A 15,894-nucleotide genomic window follows, 5' to 3' on the forward strand; every position below is an offset into this window, starting at 1 on the left:
CCTCACTATTAGGGAAAATAGAAAAAGGGCTTCGTAGCAAACCCATTGTTGACCTCAAGTATCTATTAGTCTAACAAGATGGCACATTCAGTTTTTTTGTATTATCTATGATTAAAGGCAACTCGGCTAAATCAGCAATTATAAAATCAGCTTCAACACTATTCCATTGATGATCCTTTTTCCAAATCCCTATCATCCCGACATTTTGTGCTGCCTTCACATCATTTACAGGATGGTCCCCAACAAATAAGCTTTGGTTCGGTAAAACATTAAGGTCCTCCAATGCTCTTTTAAATATTTGTGGGTCAGGCTTTTTTATTCCTTCCCATTCAGATATTAAAATAGAGTCAAAATACTTCTCAATACCTAGTGCTTTTATATTATCCATTTGAAACTGCCCTTTTCCATTTGTAATGATTCCTAACCTAAAATTCCTTTTTTTTAATTCCTCCATCAAACCAATAAGATTAGGAAAAGGAATGCAATTGTTTTTAAAATCATTAATATAATCTTGAAGCAATTCCTCCCATGTTATATCAGTAATCTCAAATTCAGCGACTAATTGTTGATACACTTTATCTTTCCATACATACCCACGATTGTCTAATTCAATAAATCTTGTTACATATTTATCTTTAGGGATATGCCCTACTATTTTTTTATACCTATCATATTGAGTATTTATGAACTTTTCAATGGATTCATCTCTATTTAACAATGTTCCATCTAAATCGAAAATAGCTGCTTTAACCATTTCAACTCTCCCAATATTAATGATTACTCTTTTTCGTTAATCCAATTTCTTTTTATTTAGTCAAGTAGAAAAGAAACTCTTGTCTTGACGATGGATAAAATGTTGCTTTCTGCACGCAGGCAAGGTATCAACCCTCTCGGTGTACTAACGTTTTATGAGCTCAATCACTTGAACCTCTTGACTCTCGGCCCGATACCTAACTGTCTACAGTTAAAAACTAAAGTTACCTTTAGCCCCGCAAGGCCCGTTACGAGTGAATGACTAGCTCTTACTCGGCTGGAATCCCACCTGCTTATGATTCTTCAAGCTTTTTTCTTTGGATATCATTAGAGATGTTGTTTTAAAATTTTCAATCCCATTCTTAACTCGTCTAATGAATTTGTAGAAGAAAGTGCAATTCGCAAATATTTATCAGAAGTGGTCTGCCCGCTTAGAAAACGATCAGAATGAAAGACTCGAATCCCTTGCCTTTTCAAATCCATTTCCAGTTGGATCGCATCATCATGCCCCTTAATAGGAAGCCAACGATAAAAACTAAGAGGATGTCCAGTGTCTTTGTTTAAAGGGAAATATTCAGCGTATATGTCATTAACAGCCTTTGAAAGTTGCCGCTTCTGAGAAACAATTTCATGAGCCTTACCTGATAAGATAAGCTCTGTCACCACTTCTGCATCTAAAGAAGAAGTTTTTACATTGATGTTAAAAATAGCCCTTAAAATTTTCTCATGTAAGGCATCGCCATAAACCATATAGGCTACTCTTAATCCGGAACAGATTGACTTAGAGGTGCTGCAAATATAAACGCTCTGCTCTGAAAGTAAATTGTACATTGGTTGCTGGTAATCGGGAATAAAACCTGCAGTCAGGAATGCATGAATATCATCCTCAATCAATATTAAACGATGCCTTCGGATAACTGATGCTAACTCCTTCTTACGAAAATCAGAAATCATAACTGCAGTAGGATTACTGCAAGAGGGCATTAGAAAAATGCCATGAATATTCATTTGGCTGCACTGCTTTTCAAGTTCGTCAGGCAACATCCCGTATTGATCTCCGGGAATAGGGACTAATTGAATATGGAATATTTTTGCTAGCTCTATAAAGTTTGGAAATGTATATAAATCAGTTGCAATTCTATTACCAGGCTCAAACATAGCAGCCAAGGCAATAGCCAGTGCATTTTGGGCACCAGAAACAATCGCTACATGCTCTTGATCTGTTTGGATACCGAATGATTCCATCCAGTTTAGAGCTGCCGTTTTTTGGTGCGGAATACCTGTAGGATCGTTGTAATTTAGTAGCTGTTCCAAATATTTTTTGTCAGCAACCTTTTGAATAGTGTCTTTTACAATTGCATTGGTTTGCTCAAATGATGCAACAAATCCAAGCTCAATAAGATTTGACGTTTTATCCTTGGAAATGGTAATAGAACGAGCAGCATTAGGAGCTACAAAAGTACCACTTCCTGTAACAGCATAAATTAATCCCTTTACCTCACATATTTTATATGCACGGGTAATAGTGGTGAAATTTATGTCAAGAAAATCTGCCAGTTCTCGTTGCGGGGGTAACTTGGTCCCAGGTGCTAAAAAGCCATTTATTATATCCTGTTCAAGTAATGATGCAAGAGATTTATATAGTGGACGTCTTAAAGCTTTTTTATCAGGTTTCCAAGACATTGGATAATTTTCAAATGAATTAACAGGCATAATACACCTCTAGGAACATATTCCATACAATCATATCATTATTTGTATGAAAATCTAATAATGAAATAGGATGTATTGAAAAGTGCGCTTTAAAAGAAAGTTGTTTTATCCAATGAAATACCAATAATAAGTGCCCCTATTTCAATAAAATGCGGGTATTTAAACGAATTTAAAGATAATTGTAATCCATACAATTATCTTGTTTTTTGTATGGATTTCATGTGTTAAATTAAAATAAATTTAGCCGATTAGGATGTGACAGATGTGAATAAAAGAAATCAACTTTGGATTGCATTTCGTGCAGCTTTTCCCTTTACAGTCCCCATTTTTGCAGGATTTGTATTCTTAGGAATTGCCTATGGAATTTTCATGCACTCATTAGGTTTCAGTGCAATTTATCCTATTTTGATGAGTCTAACTATATTTGCAGGGTCAATGGAGTTTGTAGCTGCTAATTTATTGCTTATCTCTTTTAATCCGTTAAACGCCCTTTTTCTTACTTTAATGGTGAATGCACGTCACTTGTTTTATGGTATTTCCATGTTAGAAAAGTATAGGGGATTTGGGAAGAAAAAGCTCTACATGATTTTCGGCCTTTGCGACGAGTCTTTTTCTATCAATTGTACCGTTGATGTTCCAAAGAATATAGATAAAGGCTGGTTTATGTTCTTTGTGACACTCCTCAATCATACGTATTGGGTCATAGGAGCTACAATTGGCGGTGTTTTTGGTTCTCTTGTAAAATTCAGGACTGAAGGACTCGATTTTGTTATGACAGCTCTATTTGTTGTCATCTTCATTGAACAATGGATGAAAGAGAAAAAACATCATAGTGCTCTCGTTGGGCTTGGTCTTTCAACTGCTTGTCTTATTATTTTTGGTGGAAACAATTTCATTCTACCTGCTATGATTGCCATTTTAGGGGTACTCACTCTAATTAGAAAACCATTGGAGAAAGTTGAGGTTAGCCCTACATGACAATGAATTTAACGCAACAGATTATTACGATTGCTATGGTTGTTTTAGGAACAATGTTAACACGATTTCTTCCATTTATCGTTTTCCCGTCAGGTAAACCTACACCGAATTATGTACAGTATCTTGGTAAAATGCTGCCATCGGCAGTAATTGGGCTTTTAGTCATCTATTGTTTTAAAGATGTGAATTTATTATATGGAAGTCATGGTTTCCCTGAATTTATAGCAGTAGCAGTAGTTGCATTTCTTCACTTTTGGAAGAAAAAAATGCTCCTCTCCATAGCAGGAGGAACGATTGTTTACATGGTTTTGGTGCAATTGGTTTTTTAATTGCATTTGAAACATTTAATACACCAAAGGGGAAAGTAGAGTGAAGAAGAATATGGATGAGAAATACCATAATCTGTCGTGATACAAATAAGACTATAACCATTCGATTACTTCCATTAAAAAATGGCGATAGCGTTCTTTCTATCGCCTTCAAGCTCATTTATGAATAAAAACCATAAAATGGCATTTAGTTGTCACTCCCCATTTTATCGTCATGGTTCTAGTTTATTTTTCAATATATCATTTAGGATTTCTTGTGCAGCTCTCTCCCCAGTCTCGACCGCTCCATTTAAATAGCCTGGATATTTAATCGAAGTATGCTCACCCGCAAAAAAGATATTTCCTTCTCTTTCTCCTAAAATACCAGCAAATTTGGTATGTTGGCCAACTTTCCAATAGGAATAGGCGCCTTTGGACCATTGATTGCTAAGCCAATGATTTAGCGTGGCTAGTCCATTCCATTTACTTTTACATCCTGGCAAGACAGGATTTAGCTTGTCCAAAAAGATTTTAACCGTTTCAGCTAGTGAATCATTTGTTTGTGCTACTTGTTTGGCTGCCGTGTCCCCTCCTGTATAATTAACTAGAATTCCTGATCTGCCTGGCTGTGCCCGTGATGACTCGAAGGTTTGCTGATAGCCTGTATCTGAAAACGTTTCGCCGTTATTTCCAAGCTCGTTCCAAAATCGGCTGACAAATTGGACATGTAGCTTTGTATTTACTCCCATTCCCAGCTCTTCAATCGCTATTTTTTTTAACGGCCGAAAACTCGCATCCTTATAATCTATCGTTCTTAAAATACTAATAGGTAATGCGAGAATGACTTTGTCGGCTATAACCTCCCATTCTTGTTCATCATTTTGGAATACGAGTCGAATTTCCTTTTGATCATCAAAGGCAATCTTTTTAAGCTGTGAATTAAATCTAATTTGTCCATTAAGCTTCTTTGCTAATCTGTTCGGGAGCAGATCATTTCCACCCTTTATATGAAAGCATTCATCTGAGTCACCATAAATTTGAAAATGCTCTCTTTGAGCAAATCCTAATAAATAAAGTAGATTTAATGCACTTTGCTTACTGGCATCAGCGCCATATTCAATGGTATAAGCCAATTCTAATAATTTCCCAAATCTCGACTGGATGCCTCCCGGGACGATTTCATTAATATAGTCCACAATGGACATATGATCCAACTCGTATCCCCGCTTAGTAAAGCTATAATAAAGGGTCGTTTCTCCCACTTCTTTTAAATCCTTTTGAAGTTTTGGATAGATTTTTAAAAAATCGTTTGTAACCTCTTTAATGGAATAACCTGCCCCATCAAAAAAGTAGCATGGTTTGGTGCCAGGTGGTTCTGCTGCGGTGACATGATCTAGCTCCAACCCCAACTCCTTTGCCAGTTCCTGTATCTCTATATGGCAAGTATCCATTAATTCACCACCGCGTTCGACAATCTGACCTTCATTAAAATAGTCCCGTCTTGTCCAGCAGCGGCCTCCAACCCGCTCCGACGCCTCATATATAGTGGCAATAATTCCGCCCTGTTTCAGCCGGTATGCACAAGTTAAACCTGCTAAACCCGCTCCGATAATAGCAACCCTTTGGACGATTTTCGCATCCCCGCTGTTCATAATAGGTGATTGCAGCTTTTCCTTTTCTATCGTGACAATTTCCGTTTGCGAACCAATCCCAATTGGTCGAACAGCTTGTCCATTACTATTTTGTCTTTTCCATTCTTCTTCTGCCAATGCATATGATTTCTGCAAGATACTAACTAACGGTGTTCGTGCCAAAAAACCTACTCCTTTCGCAAAATAAAAAACCATGCTTATTTTCAAAAAACTATCGTACAATAACGATTGGTCTTTCTATAAAATATGCATGGTCTCTTTTATTTGCTGTAGGAAAGAAGCGGGTTTTCCATACTTTAATCTTTTAATATTTTATCTTATAAAGAGAATCTCGAATATCACAACACACTATATGAAACGAACTTTGGCAAACAAAAATAGAAAAAACCTTAATATCAAGCATATTTAGGAGGTAGACTTCGGTACCATGACGTGAACAAGATAGGAATCAATGGATATAAAGAACGGCGGGAGCATTTAAAACTATTAAAATCTCATTTTTGATACGAATGCCTCACACCATTAAGGCTTGTCAACATATGATATAGCAATGAAAGATTAAATAATCTTTCAATTTACCAATATATTTTAGGAGGTATTTTATTGTGAATCTATATACTGAATTTGATATTCAGGAAGCAATACAAACTTCTGAAGATCTAGGTTTAAGTGAATTTATGTTTAATGATCCGAGTTTTGGTCCCCTTACTTCCCGCCGTCGCTCTGGTCGTGGTTCTGGACGTGGTTCCGGACGTGGCTCTGGTCGTGGTTCTGGTCGTGGTTCTGGCCGTGGCTCTAGCCGTCGTTCTGGTCGTGGTTCTGGTCGTGGTTCTGGCCGTGGTTCTGGCCGTGGTTCTGGTCGTGGCTCTAGCCGTCGTTCCGGGTTTAGTTTAAGCGATCTACTTTCTGGATTCCGTTTTTAAAGTAGTCTATTGCACTGGTGTTTCAGTGCTTTTTCTCAAATAGAGTAGAACCTGCATGCCCAACATGATAGGCACATGGTAATACCCTTTACTAAGATAGGTTTCCGTTGTAAATTTGCATTTTCCTGACAGCAGCCCATAAAGAATTTTTTTATGGACTGCTGTATTTTCAAAAAACGTGCGTTTCTAGAACATTTCTTTTATAAAAAACAATTCCTCACATACTTTTCTCCAATAAAAAAAACGAAAAAATGAGGAAATAAGTATATTCCTTCCTGTCTTTTCTGCATAAATTAATTAAAGAGAACATTCATTTTCTTTTTTATCGAAAAATTTCGGACAACCCCTAAATTGGGCTTAACTTTAAAATTTCTGAATATATCTTAAAAAAGCTTATTTACTTTCGTTTTAGCATTACGAAATTTCAACTTACCTTCTTGGAATAACAACTATCATGATTCCTCCTTCATTTTTAACAAACAACATTTCCCAACGTCCAGTAAGCCTTTTTTATAAAATTGAGAAGAACCAAAAGCTCTTTGTCGTATATTTCCTATTCTCTTATTACTCATTAATTTTAAGGGGGGATAAATATGGACGAACAATGCCAACAACCATATGATGACAACATGTTCTGCATACACTGCGGGCTTCCAATTGACGAGGATGAACCATATTATATTTATGTAGAAAAGGACCTTAAGGGCCAAAGAGTTTTTTGCTGCGATGAATGTTCTTCATAATAAAGACTGCATCATACAGTCTTTTTTATTATATAAAAATTGTGATCCTTTCTTATCAAAATCTTTAAAAACCTATAAAAAATCAAATGTACTTTTTTCTAAACTTTGCCCTGGTTACATCGCCGTTACAATACGCCTCTTTTTTCATTAACTAATAGTAAAGGAAAAAGGAAGTGGAATTATTGACAAATTTCAACTGTACTGATGGTATTGATATTACAGTAAATGTAAAGGGAAGCTCCCATAGCAGGATCCATTTTCAACTTACAACTGAATGCACATCTGAACAAGGATTAACGACGATTACGTACACGATCACACACTTCCTCGATTCAACAGTTTCCCTTATTTACCTTAATGTGGATGATCAAATATTTCCATTTGATACAGGTATCAATCCAGGAAGTATTGGTAAGGTACAATTCACAAGAAGTGGTTTTTACGTCCCAGCACTAGGCAGTGTATTTATCGAAACTAGCACACAAGGATATGAATTTGGCTCCTTATGCACAGCAGTACTAAAAGGCCCTTGTCATCCCCCCGTTTAAGAATATATATGGTTCCTATTAGACTATCAAATGGTGTTCTTTATGAAATAGATTCAATATAAGTATTTTCATCAATAAATTTATTTCCACATTACACAAATCGCATCAACTTCATAAAAAAGCTGCAGTATGTCGCAGCCTGTTCATCAAATATAAATCCCTAAATTTATGTCGGGATTCATTTTATTGTATTCCTTTCATTCCGGTCCCAACATGATTATTCCCGAATAAACCATACCTTAGATATCAAATTATTTTCTATTTCGTATATGGCCATTAAGCTTGTACTTTCACCTGTTAATCCATTCTTAGCGATTTCCCAATCAATGACTTTGTTTCCGACTATCGAGCGAGTTTTGATTTCGGCATACATTTTTTTCTTAAATGTTTCGGTATACCTTTCAATAAGTGCTTGTTTTCCATCTAATTGAATGGTGTTATCTGGAAAGGAATACACCGTAATATCGTCTGCATATGTACTTGCAAAGCCTTCCATATCCTGCTTGTTATAGAATTCGATTTGTTTTTGGACAACTTGTTCAATTGACATCTGTTTCACTCCGTTTCTATTTAATCCTTATAGTCGGCAGCATGCCCAATTTTGGTTCGTTGACGAGGGTCGGCCTTGTCATTCGTATTAGTATATGAATGGACTCCTGCGATTCATACAACAATGTTCGTGAAATAGAGAGCTCTTAATGGAGCTCTCTTGCCATTTTTACAGAAATTGTTAGGTGTATTTATTTCATGTAATGCTTTTTCAAATCAGGATAAATGGAAAATTTATGGCGCAAATCTATGAGATTTTTCCCGAAACTTTCTTCCAACAATTCACGATGTTTCTTCATAATTTCCATTAGGTACAAATCATGTATCATAACTTCTGTAATCGGCATAACTAATCCCACATGCATTGTCCAAGCAGCACGACTATCTTTATCCAGTGAAACAATACCTGCTACGACTTCCGCATCATCTCCGCTAAATACAATCCATCTCCCATCATACTCTTCTGTAATTTCACGACTCATATCATGGTGATAAACATGAGCGAATTCAGATTCGAATTCCCCATAGGCAATAATGGTTATATTGACACCTTTGTTTGCCGCCTGTCTCAGTACTGATTCTAACTCTTTGAATTCCTCTTCCCAAATTTCTAAGAGAACTCTTTTTTCAGCAGATAATATACATGCTTTTACCTTATCGAGTATCTCGTTCCGTCCAGTGATGTTCCAGATATTTTCACGGTCATTAGTGGATTGTTCAAATTTTGCTAAAGATTTTTCCGCCTGTTCAAACGCTTCCTCTGCCTTCAAACGACGGTTTCTTATCAACTCCTTAGCAGGGACAGGAATATACTGAGGTGTATTTCCGTAACTTACAAAGATATCTCCCTGTAACACAAGGCTATCTAGGACTTCATATATCTTTGAGCGTGGTACACCAGAATTTTTCGCGACTGCATAGCCTGTTAAAGGCGACTCTTCCAATAAGGCAAGATATGCTTTGGCTTCATATTCCGTAAAATTTAGGTTTTTTAACGTTTCTAATGTATTTTCTTTCATAGGATCCTCCGAACAATATAGTCGCTACCTTTGTAACTAATATTTTATCAAAACCTATTGTTTTTACCAAAATATTTTGATAAATTTTATTTAATAACAAAGGTAGTTACCGATGTAGCTACTAATTTGAAAGGTGGGGTCTGTGTTTTATCATGAAAGTTTATTATTTTGCTTGTATCAGTGCAATCCTATTATGGAGTGCGTCTTTTATTGCAACGAAGGTAGCTTACGAAACGTTCGCACCTATTCAACTAGGTGTTGTAAGAACAGGTTTAGCTGCAATAGTATTTTGGATCATTCGTAAAATAGCGAAAGATAAGGAAAAAATTAAAAAAGAAGACCGAAAACGAGTTGCAATGAGTTCCCTTTTTGGAATAACTTTATATTTTACCTTAGAAAACATTGGGGTCAGCATGACATCCGCCTCTAATGCGGCGTTAATTGTAGCTTCTTTTCCAGCGATCACATCACTTCTTGAGTTTTTTGTTTACCGTTTAAAACCTACTTTTCAAAAGTCTGTAGGAATTATCCTTGCTATCATAGGTGTAGCTGTCCTGACGCAGATTACCATAAATGGAAGTGTGAAGTCATTTTGGGGAAATCTTATTCTTATAGGAGCTGGGATTGTTTGGGCATTTTATAACTTTATTACAAGAGACTTAACAAATAAGTATTCAGCTTTGACTTTAACCCATTATCAGATGTTAATAGGGGCCATTTGGTTTATTCCATTTGTTTTTTTTGAGGCTAAACCTTGGAGAATACCCAGCGTAACTTCAATGAATGCATTAATTTTTTTATGTATCGGATGTTCAGTTGCTGCATTCGTATTGTATAATTTTGGTTTAAAAAAACTTTCTTCTAGCGTTTCAGTATCATTAATGAATCTTGTTCCAGTTTTAGGCTTAATCTTCTCCGTTTTCATATTGGGCGAAATCGTCTCCCTTACACAAATAATCGGTGGAATCATCGTTATTATAGGTGTTATTTTAAGTTCTGTTCAGGTAGAAGTAGTTTCTAATGAACTTAAATCAAATTCTACAACTTAATTAGAAAAGCGTGTTTTTGTTTTAATTTAAAATTAAAAAGCCTGAAATTTCCTCTAAGGCCGAGGGTCTGGCACGTACCGACATGGATGGTGATGACCTGTTCTCGCTAGCCGCTGCACTTGCGTGGCTCAGCAACCAACCCTCGTCCGCTCCACAAGCTTTGCACCTCTTCAACATTATCGCGAGTGCGATCTTGACGAATCATGAGGACAGCGATTTCAGGGCGCAACCGCCATCCTAGAGCAGTTCGAACAAGTGGCGGATGTCGGAATATGGTACTCTCTGCCGTCACTTCCCGACGTGTGAAGCACTGATCAAGGCGTCCGCAAAACTTATGATGCCTTTTAGAAATTCATTGATTTAGGAAACTAAAATAATCTCCTTTAGCTTTGAGCCAAAGGAGATTATTGATCATTCCAGTAATGTTTGTTTGAGTGAGAATTAAAGCACCCCGTTAATTAGAACATAGACGCATACCATAAACCGAATACATCTATCTTACAAATGTAATAAAGTCAATATTAACTGGTTCAATACCATCTGCTCGAAGACGTGCGTTAATCTGTCCTCGATGATAATGACCATGCAATGCTACATGAGTTAAAATATCTCGTATAGAACCCGTAAACTCTTTTCCTTTACTATTTCTGTAGGTTATTAATTTGTCTAGGTCTGTATTTGCTAAATCTGTAAGAAACGTTGTTAAGCTCTTTTCATTTTGCAAAACAAGTTCTGCACATACTTCTAAATCGGCCTCTGACCATATGGGCAGTTGTGAACTGTCCAATCCTCGTAATCTAGTTATCCATACTTTTTCTGCAAAAAGAATATGGGAAAATAAACGGCACACCTCTTGATTTTCATCTTCAATACTTTGCAATTTTTCGAGAATACGTTGATTAGCCCAATTTAAATGCTCATACATCTTTTGGATAGTTTTCAATAAAAACCACACCACCAATGATTAAATTTCCCACTAGGATTCCCCTTTTAATAGTCATTTTCCCTGGCTCTGTTATTATTCACTGTAGATTTTCGTGCAGGTAAGTGAATTCATAGCGGAGAATTTCCGGCTAATGTATCCAGATGAAGTTTAAGAAGCAGATATAAGCGGAGATATTCCGATTAACTGCTCTAAATAAGACAAAATCCAAAGATTTGGATCATATAAAAGGAAAAACTTCCTTTATTTTTAAGGAAATAGGGGTATTTCCCAATTTAAACGGAATTTTACCGTTTATTTTTCAAACACAGTGAAATCAACATTCAGCTATAACAGAGCCTTTTCTTTAAAATCCCGATTGCCAAGCAATGATTAAAAAGGTAGGCCAAAGAATAGTGGGTATTAAAAGCAGAATACTTGCAACCACAAAAGGAAAATTAGTTTGTTTTCCTAAATCCATTTTGATATAAATAAATATGACAGTAAGGAAGGAGAACATGTAGAATAAATTTGCCCCATTCCAATACCATATTGATGTTTGGCCCAATATGCCATATCTTGAAATGATTAGGTTAACAAAGCCTCCCCTGAAAAAGTACAACAGAGTCTTAACCTTACTGGTGTTTTTTGATATTTTATTAAAATAATTTTCCTAAATAATACGGCATTTGCCGTCGCCACCAAACCCAATCATGCGAAACATCTTCGCCCCACTCATCGAACCATGCAGGGATTTGTTTTTCTTCAAAGGCTTCTTTTAATGTAAAGTATGAAGGCAGTCCATCCTGTTCCCAATCCCCCAGACCGGTACAAATAATGATATCGGCTGAACGATATCGATCAATAAACCAGCCATCATTTTGATTCCATATGTAATCACTCGGTGAACTTTCGTATACAAGCTGATCATTACCGTAATCCCCAAAAAAGAAACGCACATCGTAAACACCGCTAAGTGCAACGGTTGTTTGGAAGACATCCGGATGTCTCAAGAAAAAGTTCAACGCATGATACGCCCCCATACTACAACCCGTTGTCATCATTGGATCAAACCAACCTGTTTTATGTTTAATAAATGGAATAGCTTCTGAAATCACATAACGGTCATATGCCGCGTGGGCTAATGCACGGTCATGCGCCGTTTTTGAATCGTGCAGCCAACTTTCGCTATCGATACTAGCCAATGTAAAAAACTGAACTTTTCCGGATTCAATAAAGTCATGACACACATCAATCATTCCAAAATCATAGTATTCAGTATGTGTCCCTCCAGATGATGGAAAAACTATGATTGGCATGCCACTGTGCCCATATCTGTTCAACAGCATTTCACGTCCTAATTCGCCACTCCAATGGTTTAAATGTTCTATATGCATTGAAAAATCTCCTATTCCTATACGTTAACAATGCTGCAATTTTTTCGTTCATGTACAAAATGGATAATGTCATCGACTTCTTCTTGCGTATCTGCATTAATGGCATAAAATTGATTTCCTTGGAGTTCCGCAAACGCATCTGGCATGCGCTGTTCAAACTTCACACGGTCGCCAAATCGTTCATAAATAGCATTTGTATCATGTTTATACTCATACGCATCACGCTGTGTTATACCGACACAAAACTGGTTTTCGGCATCGGGCTCCTTAAATTCTTCTCCTGTAACAAGAGCAGCATACTGAGCAAATAAATCAACGGAGTACGCGAAATTGTACATATCAATCGTGTAGCCGCCAGCCAAGCGGTTATTATATTCAAGTGCAACATAATCCCCATCTTTTAATTTAAAAAACTCAATATGGAAAAAGCGTTCTTTCATGCCGAAAGCTTTCACAATCGCCTTTCCATAAGTTTCGAGCTTTGGATCAATTTCTTTTTGAATCACATACGCTAAATCCAACTGACCCTTAACAAGTTCCAGCGTTGGCACATTATATGTAAAGCTTGTTTGGAAAACAATGTTCCCTTCCTGATCGACTAAACCATCAAATGTACAGAGCACACCTCCTTCGACATATGGTTCTAAGAAGTACACTTGAACTTCTCCCCATTCTTCTTCAAATTGACGTACATCCTCTTCTGAACTTAATTTAAAGGTTGCAGCTGATCCAACACCATTATCCGGTTTAGCGATAACTGGCAATCCTAGTTCATCAATGACTTTAGATAACTCCATTTTAGTTTTAACGATTCTTCCTTCTACAACAGGCACACCTGCTTTTTTAAACAGCTTCTTCATTTCAGATTTATACTTAACTTTTTTCAAGTCATTCGGTTTAATGCCGTACACGTTAAATTGCTCACGCAACTGCGCATCAAGTTCTAACCAGTATTCGTTATTGGATTCAATGCGGTCAATTGGGCCATGTTTATAAAATAAAAATGCAACAGCACGTTTCACTTCATCTAAATCTTCTAAATTATTCACACGATAATATTCTTTTAAAGCGTTTTGTAATTCGGAACCTAATTGGTCATATGGTTCTTCGCCAATTCCAAAAACATTGACACCTGCGTCTTTTAAACGATGAGCAAACGGCTGAAAATTACCTGGATAATATGGTGATATCAAAATATAATTCATAAAAACTGCTCCTTTCTCAGACACAAAGATTCATAGTTTTCACAAAAAAATACAATCAATTACATTTTAAATGAATTTACACTTCAATAAATATTCTGAAAAAAATCGATAGATTCCTCCATATTTAAATTCAACCAAATCTACTTTTTACGTTCATTTACGACCAATTCTCACTTAAAAAGCGTAAACATTCTGGCAAATGTTTTGCCCAGGCTTTTTCATTATGCTCTTCATCTGCAAAGATATTTAAACGAATGCTATCTATTGGGACAGACCCTTTTATTAGTTGTTTATAATACTTAAGCGTGCAATCGATATAAGCCTGCTTCATATTACCATACATCAAGTGTCGATCGGCATCATCGCCTTCCTGAGTTCCAACTTGAATGTACACGCGTTGTTCAGGGTCCAATTCTTTTCTAGCAATATAACTGTCGAAGGCTTTACTTGTAATCCAATTGGCTAAAGAAAAAATACCTAGACCACCAATTTTATCTTTATATTCAATACCCATAAAAGCCGTTAAATTCCCCCCCAGTGAACTGCCAATCATTGCTGTATGATATTTATCCGATTTAGTTCGGTAATGCTTATCGATATACGGCTTCACGACTGTCATGACAAACTCTGCAAACTCTGCTCCTTTTCCGCCTAATTCAATATCTTCAGGAAGTGGGCTTTCAGTAATTTTCCAAGGCGTATATTCATTAATTCGATCTTGTCCAGCGTTATCTATCCCAACAACAATCATCTTCGGTAAATCAGGGTTTTGTTTAATAGCAGGAATAACTTTCCACGAATACCCGCTATAAGCTTCACTACTGTAGAAAATATTTTGACCATCGTGCATATAAACAACCGGATAATTTTGAGCCTCATCTTTATCATAGTTTTTCGGCAATAAAACACGCACGCGACGTTTTTCATTTTTATAAGACATATGTAATTGATGTGTTTCTAGTTTTAAGTAAAAGTAGGATTGATTCATTTTACTTTCCTCGCCCCTTTGATATTACATTAAATATCGGAAGTTCTCCCTAAGAGAAATCCAACTGCTGAATTTCTACTAGTGCACCAATTACAAGTTTGTAAATGTGTAAAATTGTTCCTACTAAATACTACACCCCAACAATAAGGTAACTTAATACCTTTATTTACCTCTAAATCAATCTTTATAAACTTTGATTCTGATCAACTGCCTTCATAAATTGTTCTTGCCCATCAGTTATCACCTCGGTCTGTAAATTCAGTTGGTAATAAATTCAACATAAATAAATTAGATTCCTCCTTCAACAAACCTTCCGTGTTACTTGAATAAAAAAAACGATCCTTCGATACGAAGCATCGCAACTAGTTTAGGAAAGGAGTAAAGAATGAAACCAGTTCCTATATAGATTTAGTAAATGATCTAACTCTTGGCTATATTTTAGTGTTTCAGGGTGAAGAAATCTGTATTGATATGAGATTTAGAGCATTTGTTTCCTTTATAATTCAATAATCTGTAACAGGGATACTTCATCTGGCATAAAGTTCATTTCTGGCTGGTCCTTAATTTTAGAAGTAAAAATATTTGTTTTTTTAAATAAACATACATTTATATATGTAGGTTTTTCAGGCAAATGAACCTTGCTCAAGCCATGTCTGACCGAAGGTATCTAGTTATAAACAAAGTTCAAAACAAAAATGGGGTATCCACTAAAAGTGAGACTTTTGGGATAACCCTCATCTTTTCGAAATTTTTATTGTTTAAGCCGTAATATCAATATTTGTACCTATGCCTGTGCTCGTAGCCATTGCTGTTTTCTGTGCTCGATTCGATCTTTCAGCTGCTTTCTCAGCCGCACTTTCATTTGCTTCTTCTGCTGGTGAGCCTTCAATTCTTGATTTGTTAGAAAGTGTTTGAGCTTGGTAGGATCCATTTAAACTTGAAATTTGCATAATAAAACCTCTTTCTTTTTTTGTTTTAAAATAGGGAATACAAACATCCCTTTTAAAGTTACGGAATTTTCAAGTATAATACATGCTAATTCCAAGATTGAGTATAATGACTAATTCTTAGAATTTACTTAGGAATACGCAAAAATATTGTAGACTGCTAATTAAGTTATCGCAAAATCCCCAACTAGCTAAAGCAA

At 36.2% G+C, this 15,894-nt stretch carries 17 protein-coding genes; 6 read left to right on the top strand and 11 right to left on the bottom strand.

What is annotated here, in order from left to right:
- Positions 1-70: 70 nt before the first annotated feature.
- On the bottom strand, positions 71-754 hold the full coding sequence (locus HPT25_RS20985) for an HAD family hydrolase (protein WP_173068796.1): 684 nt from the start codon (positions 752-754) through the stop codon (positions 71-73).
- Positions 755-1,080: 326 nt separating this feature from the next.
- Entirely contained in the window at positions 1,081-2,466 is a 1,386-nt protein-coding gene (locus tag HPT25_RS20990) for an aminotransferase-like domain-containing protein (protein ID WP_173068799.1), read from the bottom strand.
- 255 nt (positions 2,467-2,721) lie between these two features.
- On the opposite strand from HPT25_RS20990, the gene azlC reads away from it, so the two are divergent.
- On the top strand, positions 2,722-3,444 hold the full coding sequence (gene azlC, locus HPT25_RS20995) for an azaleucine resistance protein AzlC (protein WP_376767952.1): 723 nt from the start codon (positions 2,722-2,724) through the stop codon (positions 3,442-3,444).
- Positions 3,441-3,773 (top strand): branched-chain amino acid transport AzlD family protein, encoded by a 333-nt coding sequence (locus HPT25_RS21000; protein WP_173068807.1) that lies wholly within the window; start codon positions 3,441-3,443, stop codon positions 3,771-3,773. Before azlC ends, HPT25_RS21000 begins: the two co-directional genes overlap by 4 nt.
- A gap of 212 nt (positions 3,774-3,985) precedes the next feature.
- Here the strand turns inward: HPT25_RS21000 and HPT25_RS21005 are convergent, their stop codons facing one another.
- On the bottom strand, positions 3,986-5,566 hold the full coding sequence (locus HPT25_RS21005; RefSeq protein ID WP_173068810.1) for a flavin monoamine oxidase family protein: 1,581 nt from the start codon (positions 5,564-5,566) through the stop codon (positions 3,986-3,988).
- A 443-nt stretch (positions 5,567-6,009) separates the two neighbouring features.
- On the opposite strand from HPT25_RS21005, the gene HPT25_RS21010 reads away from it, so the two are divergent.
- From HPT25_RS21010 to HPT25_RS21020, 3 genes are all read left to right on the top strand, one after another.
- Complete coding sequence (locus HPT25_RS21010; RefSeq protein WP_217269781.1) at positions 6,010-6,327, top strand: CotG/ExsB N-terminal domain-containing protein; 318 nt, start codon at positions 6,010-6,012, stop codon at positions 6,325-6,327.
- A gap of 593 nt (positions 6,328-6,920) precedes the next feature.
- Positions 6,921-7,070 carry a hypothetical protein gene (locus HPT25_RS21015; RefSeq protein ID WP_173068813.1) on the top strand — a complete coding sequence of 50 codons (150 nt, stop codon included), beginning with the start codon at positions 6,921-6,923 and terminating at the stop codon, positions 7,068-7,070.
- Positions 7,071-7,252: 182 nt separating this feature from the next.
- A complete protein-coding gene (locus tag HPT25_RS21020) occupies positions 7,253-7,618 on the top strand; it encodes a hypothetical protein (RefSeq protein WP_173068816.1) in 366 nt (121 codons plus the stop codon).
- A gap of 217 nt (positions 7,619-7,835) precedes the next feature.
- On the opposite strand, the gene HPT25_RS21025 is transcribed toward HPT25_RS21020, so the two are convergent.
- Positions 7,836-8,168 carry a nuclear transport factor 2 family protein gene (locus tag HPT25_RS21025; RefSeq protein WP_173068819.1) on the bottom strand — a complete coding sequence of 111 codons (333 nt, stop codon included), beginning with the start codon at positions 8,166-8,168 and terminating at the stop codon, positions 7,836-7,838.
- 190 nt (positions 8,169-8,358) lie between these two features.
- Positions 8,359-9,186: a TrmB family transcriptional regulator gene (locus tag HPT25_RS21030; protein ID WP_173068822.1), complete on the bottom strand. Its 828-nt coding sequence runs from the start codon at positions 9,184-9,186 to the stop codon at positions 8,359-8,361.
- A 152-nt stretch (positions 9,187-9,338) separates the two neighbouring features.
- Here HPT25_RS21030 and HPT25_RS21035 point away from each other — a divergent pair, with 152 nt between their 5' ends.
- A complete protein-coding gene (locus tag HPT25_RS21035; protein ID WP_173068825.1) occupies positions 9,339-10,235 on the top strand; it encodes a DMT family transporter in 897 nt (298 codons plus the stop codon).
- A gap of 493 nt (positions 10,236-10,728) precedes the next feature.
- On the opposite strand, the gene HPT25_RS21040 is transcribed toward HPT25_RS21035, so the two are convergent.
- The 6 genes from HPT25_RS21040 to HPT25_RS21065 form a co-directional block, all read right to left on the bottom strand.
- Positions 10,729-11,160, bottom strand: a complete 432-nt coding sequence (locus HPT25_RS21040) for a DinB family protein (protein ID WP_312857314.1) — start codon at positions 11,158-11,160, stop codon at positions 10,729-10,731.
- Between the two features lie 656 nt (positions 11,161-11,816).
- Entirely contained in the window at positions 11,817-12,554 is a 738-nt protein-coding gene (locus HPT25_RS21045; protein WP_173068830.1) for an esterase family protein, read from the bottom strand.
- A 17-nt stretch (positions 12,555-12,571) separates the two neighbouring features.
- Complete coding sequence (locus tag HPT25_RS21050) at positions 12,572-13,759, bottom strand: ATP-grasp domain-containing protein (RefSeq protein ID WP_173068833.1); 1,188 nt, start codon at positions 13,757-13,759, stop codon at positions 12,572-12,574.
- Between the two features lie 157 nt (positions 13,760-13,916).
- Positions 13,917-14,747 (bottom strand): alpha/beta hydrolase, encoded by an 831-nt coding sequence (locus HPT25_RS21055; RefSeq protein WP_173068836.1) that lies wholly within the window; start codon positions 14,745-14,747, stop codon positions 13,917-13,919.
- Between the two features lie 367 nt (positions 14,748-15,114).
- A complete protein-coding gene (locus HPT25_RS29400) occupies positions 15,115-15,225 on the bottom strand; it encodes an aspartyl-phosphate phosphatase Spo0E family protein (RefSeq protein ID WP_173071351.1) in 111 nt (36 codons plus the stop codon).
- 280 nt (positions 15,226-15,505) lie between these two features.
- Complete coding sequence (locus HPT25_RS21065) at positions 15,506-15,697, bottom strand: hypothetical protein (RefSeq protein WP_173068839.1); 192 nt, start codon at positions 15,695-15,697, stop codon at positions 15,506-15,508.
- Positions 15,698-15,894: the final 197 nt, after the last annotated feature.

It is taken from the genome of Neobacillus endophyticus, assembly GCF_013248975.1.
Lineage (GTDB): Bacteria > Bacillota > Bacilli > Bacillales > Cytobacillaceae > Neobacillus > Neobacillus endophyticus.

Coding starts and splice junctions, on each gene's coding strand:
- HPT25_RS21015 (WP_173068813.1), top strand. CDS start 6,921: ATGGACGAACAATGCCAACAACCATATGATGACAACATGTTCTGCATA.
- HPT25_RS21065 (WP_173068839.1), bottom strand. CDS start 15,697: ATGCAAATTTCAAGTTTAAATGGATCCTACCAAGCTCAAACACTTTCT.
- HPT25_RS21055 (WP_173068836.1), bottom strand. CDS start 14,747: ATGAATCAATCCTACTTTTACTTAAAACTAGAAACACATCAATTACAT.
- HPT25_RS20985 (WP_173068796.1), bottom strand. CDS start 754: ATGGTTAAAGCAGCTATTTTCGATTTAGATGGAACATTGTTAAATAGA.
- HPT25_RS21035 (WP_173068825.1), top strand. CDS start 9,339: ATGAAAGTTTATTATTTTGCTTGTATCAGTGCAATCCTATTATGGAGT.
- HPT25_RS21050 (WP_173068833.1), bottom strand. CDS start 13,759: ATGAATTATATTTTGATATCACCATATTATCCAGGTAATTTTCAGCCG.
- HPT25_RS21030 (WP_173068822.1), bottom strand. CDS start 9,186: ATGAAAGAAAATACATTAGAAACGTTAAAAAACCTAAATTTTACGGAA.
- HPT25_RS21000 (WP_173068807.1), top strand. CDS start 3,441: ATGACAATGAATTTAACGCAACAGATTATTACGATTGCTATGGTTGTT.
- HPT25_RS20990 (WP_173068799.1), bottom strand. CDS start 2,466: ATGCCTGTTAATTCATTTGAAAATTATCCAATGTCTTGGAAACCTGAT.
- HPT25_RS21045 (WP_173068830.1), bottom strand. CDS start 12,554: ATGCATATAGAACATTTAAACCATTGGAGTGGCGAATTAGGACGTGAA.
- HPT25_RS21025 (WP_173068819.1), bottom strand. CDS start 8,168: ATGTCAATTGAACAAGTTGTCCAAAAACAAATCGAATTCTATAACAAG.
- HPT25_RS21040 (WP_312857314.1), bottom strand. CDS start 11,160: ATGTATGAGCATTTAAATTGGGCTAATCAACGTATTCTCGAAAAATTG.